Here is a 19304-nt window from a genome sequence, read left to right on the forward strand (position 1 = left end):
CCCTCCGCGTGAAGTCCATGCCGAGTATGAGAAGTTGCGAATCGCCGCGTAAAATTAACGGTCAGAAGCCTGTCCGGAAAACGCGAGGCCCCTCAGTCGAGGTCGAGCACGAGCGCGTGGACGCCGTGCGGTTCTGGACCCAGCACATGCAGTGCACCGTCCTGCCGGACAGCGAACAGACCGCTCCAAAGGTTCTGCGTCTACGCTGGTCGCCCGCCGGGAGATGACCGCCCGCTGATGCCCACGACTGCGGGCGGCGAGCAGGATGCATCACCTGCTGTCGCCCCGGCCGATGCGGATGTCGTCCAGGAGTTCCTTGGTGATGGCCTCCGTGCCGGTCTCGGGGGCGGTTTCGATGGCTTCCTGGGCGGCCTGGCAGATCAGGTCGCTTAGGGCGCTGATGTAGCCGTCGGTGCGTTTGTGCAGGTAGCGGGAGAGCTTCAGCAGGGCGCCGGGATTGTGGTCGTACAGGCACAGGTCCTCGTCGAAGCCCTGGACGACGCTGTGCCAGTCGTTGCCGTAAGGGATGTGCCCGGCCCACAGCACCGGCAGGTCACTGAAGGAGGCCTTGGTCTTGACCGCGTCGGGCAGGTTCTTGCGCCGCTTGTCGTAGCGGGCTTCGTGGACGATCTCGCGTGCGCCGGTGCCGCAAAAGATGAGCGTGACGTTGGTGCGGTCCTGCAGGGTCTCGAAGTAGCTGAACGCACTGGCGATCTCGTTGTCCTGGATGCGGTTGATGCCGTCGATGAGGACCAGGCGGGTCTTGGCCTGGCGCATCACGTGGGCGACGGGCTCGGTCATGTCGGCCGTACGCCGGTTACGGTCGTCCGGGTTGATGGTGTGGTTCAGGCCCAGGAACTCAGCGAGCGGCAGCGACCAGTCCAGATTGTTTTCCCGCTCCGGCGGGACGGTGATGTAGATGACGGGGATGCGGTTGGGGTCGGGGCCCAGGTCTGATTCGATCAGGCCCTGGAAGCCGCGACCGATCTGCACCAGCAGGGTGGATTTGCCGGTGCCCCGGTCCCCGTCGATGATCATGTCTGTGGCGCGGCCGACGCTGCGGAAGCGGTTCTTGCGTAGTTGGCGCCGCGCATCCAGCAGGCCCTTCCACAACGCCGGAGTGAGCACGGGGAGCATCTCGGCGTGGTACATCAGGCGGGGATCGCGGGGACCGACCTTGGTGCCCTTGGGGGCCCAGTCGGCGCGCTTGGGCGGGGCCAGACGGCGGGAGGCCGAAAGGTCCCAGCCCTCCCGGGTGGTCAGCAGCGGCGGGTCGATGGGCTGGGTGACGGTCTCGGCCACGCTGGTGCCGAAGGCGCGGATCAGTTTTTCGCGGCTCACGGTTTTCCTCCGTCGTCCTCTTGGTCACCGGGCTCGCCAGCGTCGGGGAAAGCAGCCGGTCGGGGGGTGGGGATCTGGGTTATACCGAACACCTCGGCAGCGCTGCCTCGCAGGCTGAGCATGCCTCTCTGGTGCGGGCGGGCGGGCGCCTGCGGATGGCCGTCGGTGTCCGCCAAGTGATCGTCGTCGGTCAGCGCGGGCTCCACCTCCGGTTTGGCTTCCGTGTCCGGCTGGCCGGGTAGTGGGGGAGGGGCGGGCCGGGCGGCGTGCAGGATGTGCTCGGCGGGCATGGTCAGCGCGGGTGCTCGCACCACGGTGGCGGGGTCGGGGTCGGGAATGCCCTCATAGGGGTCGGCCACTGGCACGTCCAGATCGAGGGCCGGGCCGGTGAACAGCTGCGGCACCCGCGGGGCGTCGGGGTCCGGGCCGCGCCGGGCCCGCTCGCGCAGTTTGGACACCTCCCGGGCGATGCGCCGCTGCTCCTCCGTGCGGCCGCCGTCCTCGAGCACGTTGAGGGTGGCCTGCTCCCAGGTCCACTCGGTCCAGTCGTCGCCGATGAGCCGCTGGTGGATGAACTCCGCCTCCACCCAGTCGTCCTTGTGGTGGTCCCACAGCCACACGAACCGCGGCGCGTAGGGGCTGTAGCGGATCTGCCAGCGCCTGCCTTGCCCGGGGATCCCAGTGTGCCGGTTCCTGTACTCCTGCAGGGCCTGGCTGTTGTAGGTGCGGTTGCCGATCCTGACCCCCTTGTCGGTCACCTTCAGGTAGGTGAACGGCAGCAGCTTGCGGTTCTCGTGCGGGGTGAGCGCCAGCGGCACATGGCCCTCGGCGGCCACCAGCGTGGCGTACATACGGTTCGGGCTGATCGTCAGGCCGGGCAGGAACGGGCTGCGCAGCCCGTCATGCGGTTTTTGCTGCCAGTCCAGGGCGATCCACTCATTGAGCAGGTCCTGCAGCTCGTTCAGGCTCCACAGCGGCCCGTCGGTGACGTGTTTGCCGCGCCGCTTCAAATCGGAGCCGGTGTAGCCGGCGACGTACTGCGAGAACCGGCGTTTGATCGCGTTGAAGGTGCTCTCGATGACGGCCTTGTCGGTGGCGGTGCGCTCCCGGGCCGGGCGGACCTTGATGTCCAGCATCCGGCACACGTCGTCGAAGTGCTCGCTGTTGAAGATCTTGCCGTGGTCGACGACGACCATCCGCGGGCGGATCACCGGCCGGGCGGCCGCACCGGCCATCCGCGGATCGCACGCCACCAGATCCGCGTACGGCATCTCGGACTGCTCCGCCAGCGCCCGCGGCGACCAGCCGGGCCGGGCCGGCATCGGTGCCAGGGCCTGGGCCAGCATGAGCACCGCGTCGAAGGAGCGGGTGGCGCGTCCGCCCAGCCGCCGCCCCCGCGGTCCGCGGCCCCGCACCTTCGGCACGATCATCGCGCCGATGATGGTTCTGGACACCACATCGATCGCCGCGGTCAGCTCCACCTGTACCGGCCGCCCGTCGTCGCCGATCGCGATGACGTCCAGGCCGGTGGAGTCGATCTGCACTTGTTCGCCCAGCCGCCGAGCCTGGGTCGGCGTGTAGGGAGGCACGGCGCCGTTGGCTTCGTCCAGGCGGCGGTCGGTGGGCCAGTGCAGGGAGGATACGTTGATGCCCAGCCGCCCCAGCAGCCGGTAGAAGGTGGCCCTGGAGATCATCAACTTGTCGTAGTCGTCCTCGTGTTCGCGCAGGACGGCGGCCTGGAGCCGTTCATACAGTCGGCTGGCGTCGCCGTCGGATTCCCCGAGCCCTGCCTTGAGCTCCGCCAGCAGCAGCTTGACCACCCGTTCGTCGGTGCGCCCCCAGGGCGAGCCCGGCACGATCTCGCGGATCAGCCCGAACGCACCGTGCGCCTGGTATGCGCGCCGTCGCCGCTCGATCGTGCCGGCCGAGGCATGCCTGAAGCCCAGCGCCTTCAGTTCCGCGGCCTTGGCGGCAATGCGCTGGCGCACGGTGAACCGGGCGGGGTCGTAGCCGGGGCGCGGCACGGCGCCCTCCCCGGCGTCGGGGGGAACGCCGTCGTCGATCTCGCGGAGATGGCGTTCCCAGTCCCGCACCAGCTTCAACTCGGCCTCCGGCAAGAGGGACAGGCCACTGGTGTCCGCCACCTGTTCCCGCTCGAGTTCCTGCAGGTCCTCATCCAGGAGAGCGAAGTCGTCGGCGCCGACCACGACGGAGAGCAGGGCACGGGCATCGGCTCCCTCCTCATCCAGGCAGCCCAGCTGCACTTCTGCGCCCTGCAGCACCAGTACCCGGTAGGTGCCGCCCTGCCAGCGCAGCCGGGCCCCCGGCCGCAGCCGTCCCTCTTCCGCCTTCTCTGCCTGCGCCACGGCCGTCGCCATCTCTTTACGCCTCCTCGGCAGCAGCCGCCTGGCTGGCCCACACCGGCGAGGTCGGCAGCAGCGGCTTGGTCCAGTCACACGTCAGTTCGCCCGTCCACACCAGATGCCAGGCATAGCCGGGCGCCCTCAGGCCCAGGCTTGAGGCGGCCGCACCCTCCTGCAGCGGGCGCGGCTGGGCGAACACCTCCAGCAGCACCTGGCGGACGTGATCATCGGGGGCGAACTCCGGGCCGCTGAAGTGCGCGGCGCTTGCCAACGAGGACCGCAGCACCCCTTGGGGTACCCGCAGCGGGCGTATCTCCCATCCGGCCCTGTCGGCCGCCTCTCGCAGAACCTGCTCCTCCAGACCGGCCTCGTCGCGGGGCGGGTGCGCAAAGACCAGCCTGCGCTCCTCGCGGGTGCGGGCGACGAATGCCGGCTCTACGGTGCCGCGCCGGCCATCCAGCTCCCAGTGCACCTGCACCACACGGGACTGGAAGCACACGATGTCCGGGTCGAAGTCGAGGAGCATGGCCGCATCCATCTGCACCGTGCTCGCGCACCACACCACCTGCCCGGTAGTGGCCGCGGTCCACTTGGTCAGGATGGAGGTGCGGCCCTTGTAGGCGCGCGGCTCGGACAACGGCCGCCGCTCCTCAAGGGCTACGCCCCGCACAGCGGCCGGTTCGTCGCGGCACGTGCGCCCTGCCGCGCTGCGGTACTGCACCTGTATGTCCATCTGGCCCAGGACAACCCTTCCGTGCCCGCCTCCCACAAGCCACGGCGGGAACGGCGCTGGATTGATGCTAGGCGACAAGCAGTACGTCCCGGCAGTTCGCCCGAGCAATTTCCGCCTGCCGGCCGCTCCTCAGCACAGGCGGCGCGGATCGGGGGATTCACGCCCAGGCAGCGGCTGCGGCAGCATCTCCCAATACGCCTCGACCGGGTCGTACAGGGGGCGCAGGTGCAGGATGTCTCTGCGTCTGTCCTTGCGCAGCACGCCCATCCCGCGGGTGTACCTGAAGGGCAGACACGACCGCATTCCCCACGCCGCCTGAGCGTGACCAACGGCTTTGGGCACGCTGACCGGAACGCACGCGGCCAGCGCCAGTGCCATCGCGTGCGGCGGATGCCACCGCGGCCCCCGGGTCTTCGCCACCGTGTGGCTGCGATGGCGGTGCAGCCACATCTCGACTGGCAGGCGCACCTCGTTGACCTCGAACGGGCTTCCCCAGGAGCGGAAAAGCCACAACATCTGCCGCTCCCACGTATCCGGATTCAGCTGGCCCCCCTGGTGTTGCCGCTCCCACAGCGCGAACATCTGCGCCAGCCGTACCACCTCCGGATAAATCACGGCCAGAGCAGGAAACGGCGCTGTAGTCGAGAGCGGGAAACGGCCGCTGACGCTCGATCCACACCGGCAGTGACAGGCGCGGGTTGTTCTACCAGTAGGCGCAGGTGCTCAGCGCGTCGGCGAACAGGATCCGGCCGGTCGAGCCCAGCCGCCGCTCGAAACGCAGCCGCTGCCGCTCCGCGCGCAGCACCAGCGGCATGCAGGCCTGCAGGGCCGCCCGGGCATCCTCCCGCTGCGGCATGGCATCCAGCCAGCACCCATGACGCCAGCAGATCTGCCACGGCAGCCCGGACCAGATGAATACCGGGTGCAACGCGCCCTTTGCGGCCGCGCACCGGTGGCAGCCCTGCAGCACACACGGCCCCTTCGGGTCAGGGCTCCGCCAACTCCAGGCGGCCCGTGATGCGGGCACCGCCAGCAGGAACTCCTCACGCACACAGCGCAGGGCCTGCCGCAGGCACCCGACGGGACACCCGGTCAGATGGGACAGCCGCTCCAGCGCAGCGGCACTGAGATACAGCTCTGCCTCATCGAGCCGCACGGGCTGCGCCGGGCCGGAGCCCAGGCGGTTCAGCAAGTCAGCGATCTGCAGGCCATTAGCCCAGGCCAGACGCTGCAGGTAGGAGCCATTGGTTTCCGCCCGCAGAAACCCGATCTTGACGGGAAGTGCACGCAGCGCACTCATGATGACCTCCGGCGGCCCAGTCGGTGCACATCCGTCCCACCCGGTGCGCGACCGGCGGGGACGAGACCGTAGCAGGTATGAGCGGCGGCGTTCCGTCAGCCGTAGGGCCGGGGGCTGCGGGCCAGGATTTCCCAGGAGAGACAGGTGAGTTTGTCCACGGGGGCCATCTCGGGCACGGCGGGCTGGTGGGGGAGGCGGGGCTGCCGGTAGTGCCGGGAGGGCGGGCGCGCTGCACGGGTGAGCGGCAGCGGAGGAAGCTGCAGCGGCTGATGCCGCTCGCTCCACGCGTCCAGGGCCAGGCCGAGCTGCCAGCCCAGATCGCTGCGGGCCTCCTCGCGCCAGCGGCGGTCGTCGTCGTGGATCAGCCGGCCATCCAGACGCAGCCGCTCGATCCTGGCCATGCGGTACGCGACGGCGACCGCACTGGGCAGCAGACGCAGCGGTACGGTCCGGCTGCTGCCCAGCCGAGGCAGACGCACAGCAGGGTGCGCCAGGACCGCGAAGGCGTCGGCGACCAGCAGCCGGCCCACCGGGCCCAGCCTCCTCACGAACCGGAGTCTGCGCAGCTCGGCCCGCAGGACGTGCGGCCCGGGGGACAGGTCGATGAAGGGCAGCCGGTCGCCGCGGGAGAAGTCATGGAAACGGGCGTGCCGGACGCAGATGTGCCACGGGTCCGGGCGGATGAGCCACACCGGATCCAGCACACCACGACGGGCCGCGCACAGCGAACACCCGCGCACCAGGAACCCGCTGTGCGGCCGCCACGGCCACTTGTACGCCGGAGCTCCCGACCCGTCGGGCAGTAGATGCTCATCCCGCAGGCTCGCCAGCGCCCTCGTCAGCTGCGCCAGCGGACGCCTGGCTAGAAGCGCCAGCCGCCGCCGCGCAGCGGCGTTGAGATACAGCTCGCTCTCCCCGGGATCGACGTCGGCGGCGGAGCGGCCCTCGCCCACCGTGGCCAGAAGGTGAGAGACGGACTGTCCGTGACGGGCGGCCAGCCGAGTCACGAAGGAACCGGTCGACTCGCCGTCCACCAGAGGCATCAAGTAAGGCAGCGGCCGTATGCGCTCCACCACTCACCTCCACCGCACATCGTGCCCGCGTGGGTGTCCCGCCCGCGGCGGGAGTGCGCTGTGATCTCGGTAACGACTTTCCGTATCAGCTTTGAACAGTTGGTACGGCTGACGCAAGGTCGACTCAGCGCCCGCCGCCCCCACCAGCCGGTACGCGGCCGGACAGCTGCTGAATTGCACCATCCCGCGAAGGGAGCCCCGGCTGTGGCGGACAGAGGCGTCAAACAACTGCGGGTCCACCAGCGTGAAGCCTACGACGCCGCGGTGCGGGCCCTGTCCCGTATGCCCCGGGCCACGATCATCTCTGCCACCGGCACCGGAAAGACGATCACGGCCATCCGCATCGCCGAGCACTTCGCCGGCCCGGGACACATCCTTGTCGTCGTCCCCTCCCTAAACCTGATCAGCCAGACCGCCTGGCACTGGCACGCCGACAGCCACATCACCCGCATGCTCGCCGTCTGCACGCTCAAGCCCACCACCGTGAGCTTGTCCGGCGACCGCCTCACCGCCACCACCGACCCGGCCCGCCTCGCCCGCACTTTGGCCGCCTTCCCCGGCCCGGGCGTCGTGTTTACCACCTACCAGTCCCTCAAGGTGATCGCCCGCGCCCACCGGCTCTACCAGCTCCCTCCCTGGGCCATCGTGATCATCGACGAGGCGCACCGCAGCAGCGGCAGCAGCAACAAGCAGTGGGCCACCATCCACCACGACCGCGTGATCCCCGCCGAACGCCGCCTCTACATGACGGCCACACCCCGCGTCTGGAAACCCGAGGACGCGGCCAAGAAACGGCGACGCCGCGGCAGGCCGAAGCCCGACGAGCCGCCCGAGCCGCTGGCCTCCATGGACGACGCCTCCATCTACGGACCCGTCGTCTACAACCTCGGCCTCGCCGACGCCATCGACCGCGGCATCCTCGCCGACTACCGCATCGTCGCGCCGGTGATCACCGACGACGACCTGCGTGACATCCTCACCACCGACGACATCTCCCGCCATTCCAACGGCCTGCGGTTGGCTGCCCTGCAGGTCTGCCTGCTGCACGCGATGAGAACCCATCGCATCCGTCGCGTCATCAGCTTCCACAGCCGCATCGCCTATGCCCGCCAGTTCAGCGAGACGCTGCCTCGCACGGTCGCGGCTGCCGCCTCCACCACCCAGGTGCGCCGTCTGTGGGCCCGCGCTCTGTACAGCAAGCAATCACCCCGCCTGCGCGCCGAGTTCCTGGCCGAGTTCGAAGGCATTCCTCTGCTGCGCCGCCGCTCCGGACCCGCTGACAGCGTCGATGGGGCCGTTCTGTCCAACGTCCGCATCCTGGGCGAGGGCGTCGACGTGCCCGACGCGGATGCCGTCCTGTTCGCCGATCCCAAGCGCAGTGCTTCCGAGATCATCCAAGCTCTCGGCCGGGCCCTGCGCCAGCCCCCCGGAGCGGGCAAAGTCGCCGTCCTGATCATTCCCGTCTACATCGGTCCCCGCCAAAGCACCGAACAGGCCATGCTCTCCTCGGAGTTCGACATCCTCTGGGAAGTCCTCAACGGGCTGCGCACCCACGACTCCCGCTACTGGCGGCGCCTGGACGGAGGCCACAGCTACTTCAAGCGCACCATCCCCCGCCCCCCGCCGCCCGAACGCGCCGGGGAGGTCGCTTCTGTCACCCAACTGCGTACCCACCTGGTCGACACCGGACTGTGGGAGATCGGCTGGGAGGCCGCCGTCCGCTTCTTCGAGCGCCGTGGCCATCTCGACGTGCCCAGTGAGTACATCGACCGGACCGGATATCCCCTGGGGCACTGGCTCGGCCAGCAGCGCTCGCTGTACGCCCACGGAAGTCTTGACGTCCAGCGCGCCCTTGCCCTGACCAGCCTCAACATCTCCTGGCCCCACCCCGAAGGCAGCTTCGAGGCCCACCTGGAAGAGGCCATCGCCTTCGCGGCCCGCCACGGCACCCTGGCCGTCACCCGCGCCCCCACCCCGCGCGAACGGCCGCTGCTGCGCTGGCTGGCCCGACAGCGCCGGCTGGTCGCCGACGAAAGCCTGCACAGCGACCGGATCGACGCACTCACCGCGGTCGACCCCTGGTGGAATCCGCCCTGGGGCGTGGCATGGCAGCACGATTACACCCACCTCACCCTCACCCCCCATATCGACCCCACCGCCCCCACGCCGGCCTCCGACCACGAGGCCGGCACCTGGCTGGAGCACCAGCTCACCCGACTGCCCGACCTGCACCCCCAGCAGATGCGGCTGCTGGCTCAACTCGCCGCTCAGCACCCGCACCTGCACCCCCACGCCATGCTGCTGCTACCCGACCCCGCACCGCGCGCCCGCGCCTTCAGCCGCGGCCTGACAGCCGCCCGTCAATACCAGCAGCGCGAAGGCCACCTCCACGTACCACTCGGCCACCGGGAAGACATCCATGGCGATGAGGTCCTTCTCGGCCAGTGGCTGCGCAAATGCCGCAGCGACACCGCACAGATGACCGCGCCGCAGATCACCGCGCTCACCGCGCTCGGCATCGACCTGGCCCCCGTCTTCCAGCCCGCCCCCATCGCCGTGGACCACACCGAGGACACCACGGACGACGACGCCTGGTGGTACGGACAGGATCTGTCGTGGACCCGACCGCCTCCTGTCGCCCTTCGATGAGTGCACCCGCACCTGCCCTGTTACCCTCCACCGGATTAAACGGACTCCTGTTGCCCGCCACCGCACATTCCCCGCCCCTGCGCCCCACACCAGAAGGAGGCACTGAAGGCGCTCACCGACACCTTCGCCACCGGGGGAAAACGGGGCGACGGTCCTCTCCGCCTGTGAAACCGGCAAGACCCACCAGACCCGCCGCCCGAAACCGGAGGAACTGCGAGCGGAGGGATCCCGGCTGATGAAGGCGGAGCGTGAGCTTCGCAGCGAGCACGCCGCCGAGATCCGGGAGCTGAAGGACACCCCGGCCACCTACGCCAACCAGATCCAAGCTAGGGGACTCAGCTCTGCGTACTGCCGTCGATGAGCTCGCGGATGACGTCCGCGTGGCCGTTGTGTTGGGCGTATTCCCTGATCAGGTGCATCATGATGCACCGCACGTCGAGATCCCCGAATCGGTGGTGCGTGCAAACATCGTCCAGTGAAACCCCGGCGAAGATCTCGCGGCTGCGCTCGCAGGCGGCCAGGTAGCGCGCGACGTCCTCGGGCAGTGTCGCGCCGTCATCCAACACGAAGTCACCATCCCTGCGCTTCGGCCAACCGAAGGGCGCGGGTTCCTCGCTCTGCCCGATGACGTCAACAAACCAGACGAACTCGACCTTGGTGAGATGCCGCACCAATCCGTGCAGGGTGGTGAGTGACGGAACGACACGCCGGGCAGCCTGTTCCTCGGTCAACCCATCGAGCTTCCTCAGCAGCTCGGCGCGATGGTAGTCGAGCCACCCTGCCAAGGCCTCACGTTCAGGCGCGATGGTGCGCAGGTCGACGGGCTTGAGCGGCGAAGCGAAGGGCTGAGGCTCAGAGGCGTCACTCATGGGTGCATTGTCGCAGGCGAGGTCAACGCCCGATCCTGATGGGGACATCCTGCTGTACAGCACGAGAGCCTCCTCGATGATCTATCGAGGAGGCTCTCGTCCTGCACCAGGATGGGCTTGCCGCCCAGCACGGGGTTCCCGCCGCAGTGGTCGAAGTGCAGATGGCAGTGGACGACCATGGAGATGTCGTCGAGGTCGACGCCGGACGTTGACAGGGCGTCCTGTAACGCGCGGCGCCGGGGTCGGTAGTGTGCTTCGGTTTCGGGATCCGCGTCGCCGATGCCGGTATCGAAGAGGATCAGCCCGTTGTCGTGTTGCACCGGGTAGGCAAGGACGGGTTCGACTGGTGGTTGTGGGCCGCCCGTCTCCGGTGCAGGCCGGACAAAGTACCCGAGATCGCGTCGCCGTACTGCCCTGTTCTTCCCCATGTGGCGATCGTGGCAGGCCGCCGTATGGCATCCAGTCGGTCGGCCTCTGCCGACAGCAGAACTGCTATGGGCGTCCTGCGGGTCGCGTGGCGAGTAGGAGGGCTTCGATCTTTCGGGCTGTGGCTTCGACGGTGGTGCTGAGCCATGTGCCGAGACCCGGCCCCACATGCCTACAGAAGAACGGGACTGCCTACACATCGCAGAGACAGGACACGAGCGCCCCCTCGCACCATCCACCCCAGCACCCCTCCATCGCCAGGAGACCAGTGACGGCCTCGCGGTGCACTCCCGTACGGTGCGGCGGGCTCCCGCTGTCGCCGAACAGTTGCGCACGGGCGACGATGCGCACCTCAACGACGTGTCCGCCAAGGACGCCGCGAAGCGCCCTTCGGCGGAACGGGGGCGTCGGGAAACGCCTCCCGCATGGGCTCCAGCGCCAACCGGGAGCAGTTCACCCAGTGGCGCTGGATGACTGTGACCGAGGGGGCCTGACGCTCACGCTGTCCTGCACGCAGCCCATTGCTCGATGAGTCGGATGGTGCGGCCGGGGTGCTCCTCGTGCAGATAGTGGCCGGTCGCGGCCCAGTGGTCGACACGGGATTCGGGCCCCCGCAGGGTACTTCGCTCCCAGTCGGCGGCCTCGGCGGAGGTCCACACGGTCAGGGCAGGGCAGATGCGGCGCCGAAGGTACGCCTCGCTGCTCGGGCGGATGCCCACCGCGCCGGGATCGGTGTACATGCCGGCATAGGCCTGGGCGATGACATGGCCCGGGGTGCCGAGCATGGTACGGATGTGTGCGGTGCGCAGACCGGGTGGGGCGGTGGGGGAGAAGGCGTCGGTCACCAGCGGAACCGCGGCGCGGGCGCCGTTCTCGCGGTAGGCGGTCAGGCGGCGCGGGATCTCGTCGAGTTCGGCGCCGTGGGCCCCGTGCGCGGGGTCGAGGGCGACGACGGAGCGTACGAGGTCCGGGCGGTGGACGGCGAGCAGGTTCACCACCTGGCCGCCCATGGAGTGGCCGACCGCGACGACGGGACCGGCCCCCAGGCGGGCGATCAGTGCCGTCAGGTCGTAGGCCATCGCCGCCGGGGTGTTGTCCTCGTCCGGGACGGGCGAGCGGCCGTGGCCGCGCAGATCGGGGACGATCACGCGGTGCCCGCCGGAGGCCAGGCTCTCGGCGTGCCGTGACCACTCGCGGCCGTCGCCGCCCCAACCATGCACCAACAGCAGGGTGTCGGGGCCGTGGGCGTCGGCGGTGTCCGGGCCGAGGACGGTGTGGAAGAGCTCGACCGCCGTGGTCATCCGGTCACCGTCTCGTACGTGGCGTAGCCGAAGTCGGCGTGCACGCCTGCTGTGTCGAGGTCCTGTACCCACAGGCCGAGCATCGCGCCGGTGAAGCCGAGAACCCGCAACTGGCCGTTGTGGAACTCATCGGCCGCCTCGTCCGAGAGCACCGTGGCGTCGAGTTCGAGCGGGAGGGCCTTGGTCCCGTCTCCGGAGTCGTATGAGAAGTGCAGTACGGGGCCGTCGAGTTCGGCCCGCAGTGCGACGGGCGCGCCGGGGGCCAGGGGTACGTGGACGGGGCGGGCGGTGAGGGCGCCCTGTTCGCAGCTGAGGACTTTCAGGACGGGGCTGCCGTCGTCGGCTGAAGTGACGTACAGATAGTGCCAGTTGCGGGTGTTGTAGTACGCGGTGATGCCCGCCAGGTGGTCCGGTGTGCGCGGGTCGAAGGACACCCGGGTCTCGAACGAGCAGCGGGCGGAGGTGACCCGGCGGGCGACCAGGCTGGGGGAGCGGCGGCCGGCCGGTGACTGGCCGCCCCGGATCCGCAGGAAGCCGGGGCGTTCGGTGAGGCTGAGCCAGTCCTCGCCGGCCGGGCGGCGCAGCGTGGACCAGTCAGGGCCAAGGACGGGCGCGTCGAATTGGTCGGTCGCGTCCGGCACCGGGAACGGTGCGGGCGGCAGGCCGGGCGCCGGGACGGTGACGGCGGGGATGGCGTCCGCGATGCGCGGCCAGCCGTCCTCGGTCCAGGTCACCGGCTGGAGCGCGGTCTCCCGGCCGAGTACGCAGCGGCCCCGCTCGGTGTAGGGGCGGGCGGTGATGTGGGCGGCATACCACTGCCCGGACGCGGTCTCGACGAGCGAGCAGTGACCGGCCTTCTGCAGTTCCAGCTTCGGGTTGTGCCGGGAGGTGAGCAACGGCCCGGCCGGGTCAGGCTCGTACGGCCCGAACAGGTCGCGGGAGCGGGCGACGGCCGCCCCGTGCTCGTAACCCGTGCCGCCCTCGGCGTGCACGAGGTAGTACCAGCCGTCCCGGCGGTACAGGTGCGGGCCCTCGGCGACCCCGGCGGCCGTGCCCACCGTGATCGTCCGGGGCCGTCCGAGGAGCTTGTGCGACGTGCGGTCGTACTCCTGCAGCTCGATCCCGGCGAACATGTCGTGCTCCGGGCGCCAGTCGAAGCGCATGTTCAGCAGCCAGCTGCGCCCGTCGTGGTCGTGGAAGAGCGAGACGTCGAAACCCCGGCCGTGCAGCGGCACCGGGTCGGACCACGGGCCCTCGACGGAGGGCGCCGTGGTGACATAGTTCGGCAGGTCCTTCCCTCCCTCGGCGTACGTGTCCACCACCGTGAAGACCAGGTGGAACAGTCCGTGCGCGTAGGACAGCCCCGGCGCCCAGATCCCGCCGGAGTCGGGGACCCCGGCCAGGTCGAGCAGCCGGCGGCTGTCCAGAACCCCACCCAGCGCACGCCAGCTGACCAGGTCCCGGGAGTGGTGCAGACGCACTCCCGGGTACCACTCGAAGGTCGAGGTGGCGATGTAGTGGTCCAGGCCGTCACCGGCCCGCACGATCACGGGGTCCGGCTCGAAGCCGCGCAGGACGGGGTTGTGGATCACGTGACGTCCGATCAGAGGGAGAACAGCAGGGTGCCGAAGCCAGGATGGTCGCACTGGAACGGCGCACCCTCCGGCCGCAGATTGCCCGCCACCTGGGCGGTGTACGGGGCCGACTTCCCGGCCCGTTTCACGTAGTGGTTGTAGGCCATCTCGTAGATGGGCCGGAACGTGCCGCGCCCGTCCGTGGAGATGCTCGACCAGTGCCAGTTGCACCGCCCGAACGTGGCGTCGTACGCGACGGTGTTGCCGAGGTTGTACTTCGCCGTGTACTCGAAGCCCGACAGCAGCAGCGAGCTGGACGCGCCGTACATGTCGAGGCCCTGGATCCAGCCGGTCTGGCAGATCTCCGCGAGCGAGCCCAGGATCAGCTGGGTGTGTGCCTGGTCGCGGCCGGACTCGCAAGCCTGTCCGGTGCCGGACTTGACCAGCTTGGTCAGGGAGCAGCAGCTGTTGGTGTAGAAGGCGTTGTACGCGTCGTTGAAGAGGGTGAGGTTGTTGCAGGCCACGGCGATCTGCATCATGCCCTTGAGGCCCATCAGGCCGTAACCGCCGTCGCCGTAGATGTTGATGAGCGGCACGAAGATGTTCTGGAACATGGCGACGGTGGCGTCGAGTTCGGACTGTGACCAGCTGCCCGCGGGGCCGGTGTAGTGCATGATCTCGACGGCGGCGGCCAGTTTGGCGCCGTAGATCCCGGCGGCGAGTTCGGCGTCGGCGCCGTTGATCGTCTGGAGCGTGCTGGTCCAGGACTTGATGATCTCCAGCGCCTTGGAGGCGTGTGCGGTGTCGCCGGTGATGTACCACATGACGGCGTTCTGGTAGGCGGCGTTGCAGTCGTACCACAGCTCCGCGTTGCCGCTCTCGGGGCTGGTGCCCCGGGTGACGGCGGCCCGGCCGCCCGCGACCACGTACGAGGCCGAGGAGAAGAAGTCGGCCGCGAAGACGTGGTAGCCGTCGATCCAGGGCGAGGCGCTTGCGGCGACTTTGGCGCGCATGCGGTTCAGGTCGGCGAGGCTGTGCAGGACGCCGGGATGGGTCAGTGAGGTCAGCCCCGAGGTGACGGCCTGTGCGCTGGTCGCGCCCGCCAGTGCGGCGGCGCCCGCTATGCCGGCCGCACCGGCGCCGACCGCGGTGAGCTTGAGGAAGCGGCGGCGGCTGGGGGCGGGGGAGGGGCCGTACGGGTCGGCGGGGGAGGGGAGTTCGGAGGTGAGCGGGGCAGGGGAGCGGTACGGATCGCGCATGGGCTTCCTTGTCGACTCGACGCTGAGTGCGGGGAAGGGAACGGGAGGGGAAGGGGTCAGATGCGGTGCAGGACGAGGGTGCTGCGCGGGCCGATCTTCGGCCGGACGCCGGCGCCGACGGTCTTGCCGGTGGCCAGGTCGCGGGCGGGGCCGAAGTCCTGGCGGGCGGGCAGGGTGAAGACCTTGTCGGTGCTGGTGTTCATGGCGATGAGGTAGTCGCCGAATTCGCAGTAGTAGAAGGGGGCCTTGCCGACGAGCATGGTCTCGACGCCGTCGAAGTGGACGCCGAGGGTGGGGTCGGGGACGTCGGCGGGGACGGGGGCGAGGTGGTAGACGTCGCCCTTCTGGGACTGGTGGAGGGTGTCGCCGGGCGGGGGGAATCCGCCGGGCGGGATGGCCGAGGCGCCCGGGTCGTTGATGGCGTAGTCCCACAGGATCCAGTCGCGGGCCGTGAAGGTGTCGTCGGTGGTGCCGACGGTGTGCTGGCGGATCGTCGCCGAGCGCTGGTCGACGGGGGTGACATGGTGGATGCGGGCGTAGTCGTTGACGCCCTGGCGGGCCCGCCAGTAGAGCGAGGCGAACAACAGCTCCTTGCCGTGCTTGACGGCGACCGCGCCGTTGTCCTCGTCGGTGAAGACGAAGTCGGGGCTGTTCCAGCCGGTGGGCAGCCGGCCCGGGCGGGCGGCGAGGGCCTGGTAGTCGTTCCAGTCGCGGGACACCAGGCGCAGTGCGTTGAGGCCGACGCGGGTCCAGTCGTAGGTCGCAATCAGCTGGAGCTGCGGCCAGAGCTGGCCGTCGTCCACCATTTCCTGGGTCCAGCCGACGAGGTCGGGATCCTTGAAGACGGCGGCCGACATCAGGGGGTTGGAGTCCCACGCGGTACGGGAGGCATACGCGATCGCACCGGGATAGACCTCGTTGCGCCAGCCGATGACCGTCTCGGTGCGGGAGACCCGCGCGTTGTCACCGTCCACGTCGACGACACGGAACCGGCCCCGCGCCTTGACCATCCTGATCATCTGCTCGCGCAGCTCCGGGGCCTCCTGGCCACCGTGGCCCCGGGTCACCGACTCGTACATCATGACCAGCCAGTCGGTGACCTCGCCGTAACTGCCGACGTAGCCCAGCTCCCGGGTCAGGCCTGCCCTGGTGACCTGGTAGTAGTCGGCGCCGAGCGGCTTGGCCGGGTTGCCGTCCGCGTCCTCGGGGCCGAGATAGGGCACCATGCCGATGGACTGGTACAGGTAGTCGCGGGCCTTGGCCTCCGACAGGGCGAGGTCCGGATCCAGCAGCATCAGGCCGCGGTTGGCCTGGTAGATGCCGATGGCGCAGATCTGGGTCTGGTTGGAGTAGTGCGGGAAGTGCCGGCGCCAGTAGTCGCGGCTGGCCTTGAGCATCTTCGTGTACGCCGCGCGGCGCACCGGCTGCTCGACGGCGGCGGTGCCGGCCGGCGCGACGACGTCGGCTCCGTCGAACCAGGCCGATCCGGGGCCGGTCAGTCGCAGGTGGAGCTCCACCTGGGTCGCGGTGTCGGGGGTCGCCAGGTCGAGGGAGACGTACTCCCAGTCGTGGGTGCCCGTGCTCGCGTACTTCTTGTGGTCGCTGCCGACCAGGTTGCCGCTCGTGTCGTAGAACAGCGGGTCGATGTGGGCGCCTTCACCGGTGACGCCGTCGGTCTTGATCCAGGCGCCGTAGGTGTACGTGCCCGGGCCGACCTGGACCGTGGGGGCGGCGTAGACGTAGCTGTAGTCGCTGTCGCCGGTCGCAGTGAGCTTGAGAGAAGCCGAGCCGGTGTACGAGACGGTCGTGTCGCGGGCCCACGTGCCGCCGGACGCCCAGCCGGGCCTGGCCCAGTGGTCGGGAGTGGCGCCGCCGGCCTCGAAGCCGGGATTGCGCAGCTCGGTCGGCTTGACCAGGTCGACGGAGTCGAACCAGGCTGAACCGGGGCCGGTCAGTCGCAGGTGGAGCTCCACCTGGGTGGCGCCGTCGGGGGTCGCCAGGTCGAGGGAGACGTACTCCCAGTCGTGGGTGCCCGTGCTCGCGTACTTCTTGTGGTCGCTGCCGACCAGGTTGCCGCTCGTGTCGTAGAACAGCGGGTCGATGTGGGCGCCCTCGCCGGTGACGCCGTCGGTCTTGATCCAGGCGCCGTAGGTGTACGTGCCCGGGCCGACCTTGGTCCTGGGCGCGGAGTTGACATAGCTGTAGCCGCCGCTGGTGGTGGCGGTGAGCTTCAGAGAGGCGGAACCGGAACGCGAGACGCTGGTGTCGCGGGCCCAGGTACCGCCGCCACCGGAGGCCCAGCCGGGCCGAACCCAGGAGGTGGGGGTGGCGCCGCCGTCCTCGAAGCCGGCGTTGGCTATCTCGTAGGGGGAGCCGGTCACCTTGGAGTCCAGCTTGTCGCCGAGACGGTCCCAGAGCAGCGCCAGACACAGGCCGACCCGGCCGAAGCCCTGCCACTGCTGGTCGGATCCGGTGAGCACGGTCGCGTCCGACTGCCAGGCCATATAGCGGCCGTCGATGGCCTGCAACACCCGCTCCACGGCGGCGTCCTGCTGGTAGGCAGGGCTGCCGGACCACAGGTAGCCCTCGGCCAGCGACTGCATCGCCCAGCCGTCCATGGTGGCGGGCGTGGCGGTGGTGAGGAGCGCGGTCTGTTCCTTCTGGACCCGCGCCTTGACGGCGTCCAGCACCTCCGCGCCCGTGGTGCGCGGCACGGGCACCGGGGCCGGGCCCTGGACCTCGCCCTTGGGCGGCACGAAGTAAGGCTCGGTGTGGGTGTAGAGGCGGTAGATGCCGCGCGAGGCCGTGGTCTGGTTGTAGTACAGCTGCGCCTGGTTCTGGCCGTAGGACCAGATGCGGCCCATCGAGCGGATCTCCAGGCTCACCTTCTGCTTGCCCTTGGTCAGCTTCTTCGGCAGCGGCAGGGTGTGGAAGAAGAACCGGCCCGGGCTGCGGGGCGCGGTGTCCAGGATGTCGAGGCTGTCGACCGCGCCCTCGTCCTGGTAGCCGACCTGCAGGCCCTCGCAGAACAGTTGCAGCCGCCAGTTGTGGGAGCCGAAGCCCGCCTCGGTGGCGGTCGGATCGTGCTCGTCGCCCCAGAGCCGGACCGTCACATACGTGGTGCCGACCGGACTGACCGCGACCTCGAAGGTGAGCGTGCCGCCCCAGTACGAGGCCGGGTCGGAGGGGTTGAGGACGCGGGCGCTCTGGCCGAGGCCGCCGGTGACGGTGTCGGAGTGCGTGGCGGTCAGGTGGTGGGCGGTCTCGGAGGGCGCGTTGCCGAAGACCACGATGTCCAGGGGTCTGGCGACGGACTGACCGAACGAGCCGGACGGTACGGGGGAGTCGGCCACAGCGGCGGGTGCGGCCACTGCCGGCTGGGAGGTCAGCCAGCCGAGGCCGGCCGTGGCGGCGCCGGTCGTTCCGGCGTACTTGAGCACTTCACGGCGTCGGGGAGTGTTGGGCACGGCTGATCCTTATTTGAGGCTGCCCATGAGGATTCCGCTGCGCCAGTACTTCTGGAGCGCGAACATGAAGATCGCCAGCGGAATGATCGACAGCAGGGAACCGGTCAGGACGAGCGTGTTCATGTCGCGAGCGGTCTGCGCCTGCTGGAGCCAGGAGAAGAGTCCCAGGGTCACGGGGAAGGTGCGCTCGCCGTTGAGCATGAACAGGGGGAGGAAGAAGTTGTTCCAGATGTTGACGAAGTCGAGCATGAAGATCGTGATGCCGCCGGTCTGCATCAGCCGCAGGGCGATGGAGGCGAAGATGCGCAGCTCACTGGCGCCGTCGATGCGGGCCGCCTCCATCAGCTCCGTCGGTACCGAACTGTCGGCGTAGACCTTGCCGAGGTAGACCCCGAACGGGTTGATGAAGTAGGGGATCAGCACCGACCAGATGGTGTTGGTGAGCCCCACCTTGGCGAACACCAGGTAGAGCGGGAAGGCCAGCAGGGTGCTGGGCAGCAGTGAGGCGCCGACGACGAGGGCGAACAGGGCGCCCCGGCCTCGGTACTCGAACTTGGACAGGCCGTAGCCGGCGGCGAGCGAGATGAGGGTGGCGCCTGCGGCTCCGAGGGTGGAGTAGAGGACGGAGTTCCCGATCCAGCGCAGGAAGACGCCGTCATGGTAGCTCGCGATGTCCTGGAGATTGTCCGCCAGGTGGTTGGAGGAGAACCACAGGCCGAACGTGGAGTACAGGTCGGTCTGGTTCTTGGTCGACGAGACCAGCAGGAACCAGGTGGGGGCCAGGGAGTAGAGCAGGAAGACGACCAGCAGGCCGGTGGTGAGGACCATCGCGCGCCCGGTGGGGCGCACGCCGCCCCCGGACGCGTGGACGGCACGCGGGGACTTGCGAGCGGCAGCGGCCTTCGCGGTACGGACGGCCTCGGGGGCGCGGTCGGCCTGGGTGGCGCTG

The 19304-nt window shown here is 69.5% G+C and carries 13 protein-coding genes and 1 pseudogene; 1 reads left to right on the top strand and 13 read right to left on the bottom strand.

Annotation, left to right across the window (positions count from 1 at the left end; translation table 11 throughout):
• Nucleotides 1-270: 270 nt before the first annotated feature.
• The 6 genes from ACIRP7_RS40125 to ACIRP7_RS40150 all read right to left on the bottom strand — a co-directional run bounded on the left by ACIRP7_RS40125 (nucleotide 271) and on the right by ACIRP7_RS40150 (nucleotide 6780).
• Entirely contained in the window at nucleotides 271-1341 is a 1071-nt protein-coding gene (locus ACIRP7_RS40125; RefSeq protein ID WP_403670262.1) for an AAA family ATPase, read from the bottom strand.
• Nucleotides 1338-3719, bottom strand: coding sequence for a transposase (locus ACIRP7_RS40130; protein ID WP_403670265.1), 2382 nt, complete (start codon nucleotides 3717-3719; stop codon nucleotides 1338-1340). The genes ACIRP7_RS40125 and ACIRP7_RS40130 overlap by 4 nt, the downstream gene beginning before the upstream one ends.
• Before the next feature lie 4 nt (nucleotides 3720-3723).
• Nucleotides 3724-4437, bottom strand: coding sequence for a hypothetical protein (locus ACIRP7_RS40135; RefSeq protein ID WP_403670268.1), 714 nt, complete (start codon nucleotides 4435-4437; stop codon nucleotides 3724-3726).
• A gap of 129 nt (nucleotides 4438-4566) precedes the next feature.
• Nucleotides 4567-5052, bottom strand: coding sequence for a hypothetical protein (locus ACIRP7_RS40140; RefSeq protein WP_403670271.1), 486 nt, complete (start codon nucleotides 5050-5052; stop codon nucleotides 4567-4569).
• Between the two features lie 88 nt (nucleotides 5053-5140).
• Nucleotides 5141-5737 carry a TniQ family protein gene (locus tag ACIRP7_RS40145; protein WP_403670274.1) on the bottom strand — a complete coding sequence of 199 codons (597 nt, stop codon included), beginning with the start codon at nucleotides 5735-5737 and terminating at the stop codon, nucleotides 5141-5143.
• Between the two features lie 95 nt (nucleotides 5738-5832).
• Complete coding sequence (locus ACIRP7_RS40150; RefSeq protein ID WP_403670277.1) at nucleotides 5833-6780, bottom strand: TniQ family protein; 948 nt, start codon at nucleotides 6778-6780, stop codon at nucleotides 5833-5835.
• A 234-nt stretch (nucleotides 6781-7014) separates the two neighbouring features.
• On the opposite strand from ACIRP7_RS40150, the gene ACIRP7_RS40155 reads away from it, so the two are divergent.
• Nucleotides 7015-9459 carry a Helicase associated domain protein gene (locus tag ACIRP7_RS40155; RefSeq protein ID WP_403670279.1) on the top strand — a complete coding sequence of 815 codons (2445 nt, stop codon included), beginning with the start codon at nucleotides 7015-7017 and terminating at the stop codon, nucleotides 9457-9459.
• Between the two features lie 335 nt (nucleotides 9460-9794).
• Here ACIRP7_RS40155 and ACIRP7_RS40160 read toward each other — a convergent pair whose 3' ends face one another.
• The 7 genes and pseudogenes from ACIRP7_RS40160 to ACIRP7_RS40190 all read right to left on the bottom strand — a co-directional run bounded on the left by ACIRP7_RS40160 (nucleotide 9795) and on the right by ACIRP7_RS40190 (nucleotide 19183).
• Nucleotides 9795-10328, bottom strand: coding sequence for a DinB family protein (locus ACIRP7_RS40160; protein WP_403670282.1), 534 nt, complete (start codon nucleotides 10326-10328; stop codon nucleotides 9795-9797).
• 89 nt (nucleotides 10329-10417) lie between these two features.
• Nucleotides 10418-10756, bottom strand: a pseudogene (locus ACIRP7_RS40165) (MBL fold metallo-hydrolase); the annotation flags it as partial.
• 495 nt (nucleotides 10757-11251) lie between these two features.
• A complete protein-coding gene (locus ACIRP7_RS40170) occupies nucleotides 11252-12055 on the bottom strand; it encodes an alpha/beta fold hydrolase (RefSeq protein WP_403670285.1) in 804 nt (267 codons plus the stop codon).
• The gene (locus tag ACIRP7_RS40175) at nucleotides 12052-13647 is read right to left on the bottom strand and encodes a glycoside hydrolase family 43 protein (RefSeq protein WP_403670288.1); all 1596 of its coding nucleotides are present in this window, start codon (nucleotides 13645-13647) and stop codon (nucleotides 12052-12054) included. Before ACIRP7_RS40175 ends, ACIRP7_RS40170 begins: the two co-directional genes overlap by 4 nt.
• 11 nt (nucleotides 13648-13658) lie before the next feature.
• Nucleotides 13659-14888, bottom strand: a complete 1230-nt coding sequence (locus tag ACIRP7_RS40180; RefSeq protein WP_403670290.1) for an alginate lyase family protein — start codon at nucleotides 14886-14888, stop codon at nucleotides 13659-13661.
• Nucleotides 14889-14944: 56 nt separating this feature from the next.
• Entirely contained in the window at nucleotides 14945-18355 is a 3411-nt protein-coding gene (locus ACIRP7_RS40185) for a Tat pathway signal sequence domain protein (protein ID WP_403670292.1), read from the bottom strand.
• Nucleotides 18356-18364: 9 nt separating this feature from the next.
• Nucleotides 18365-19183, bottom strand: a complete 819-nt coding sequence (locus ACIRP7_RS40190; RefSeq protein ID WP_403670425.1) for a carbohydrate ABC transporter permease — start codon at nucleotides 19181-19183, stop codon at nucleotides 18365-18367.
• Nucleotides 19184-19304: the final 121 nt, after the last annotated feature.

The organism is Streptomyces sp. NPDC102270, assembly GCF_044766405.1.
Lineage (GTDB): Bacteria > Actinomycetota > Actinomycetes > Streptomycetales > Streptomycetaceae > Streptomyces.

What these genes read in the sequence shown, in the direction of transcription:
- ACIRP7_RS40130 (WP_403670265.1), bottom strand. Translation starts at nt 3,719, where the DNA reads ATGGCGACGGCCGTGGCGCAGGCAGAGAAGGCGGAAGAGGGACGGCTG.
- ACIRP7_RS40135 (WP_403670268.1), bottom strand. Translation starts at nt 4,437, where the DNA reads ATGGACATACAGGTGCAGTACCGCAGCGCGGCAGGGCGCACGTGCCGC.
- ACIRP7_RS40145 (WP_403670274.1), bottom strand. Translation starts at nt 5,737, where the DNA reads ATGAGTGCGCTGCGTGCACTTCCCGTCAAGATCGGGTTTCTGCGGGCG.
- ACIRP7_RS40150 (WP_403670277.1), bottom strand. Translation starts at nt 6,780, where the DNA reads ATGCCTCTGGTGGACGGCGAGTCGACCGGTTCCTTCGTGACTCGGCTG.
- ACIRP7_RS40160 (WP_403670282.1), bottom strand. Translation starts at nt 10,328, where the DNA reads ATGAGTGACGCCTCTGAGCCTCAGCCCTTCGCTTCGCCGCTCAAGCCC.
- ACIRP7_RS40170 (WP_403670285.1), bottom strand. Translation starts at nt 12,055, where the DNA reads ATGACCACGGCGGTCGAGCTCTTCCACACCGTCCTCGGCCCGGACACC.
- ACIRP7_RS40180 (WP_403670290.1), bottom strand. Translation starts at nt 14,888, where the DNA reads ATGCGCGATCCGTACCGCTCCCCTGCCCCGCTCACCTCCGAACTCCCC.
- ACIRP7_RS40190 (WP_403670425.1), bottom strand. Translation starts at nt 19,183, where the DNA reads ATGGTCCTCACCACCGGCCTGCTGGTCGTCTTCCTGCTCTACTCCCTG.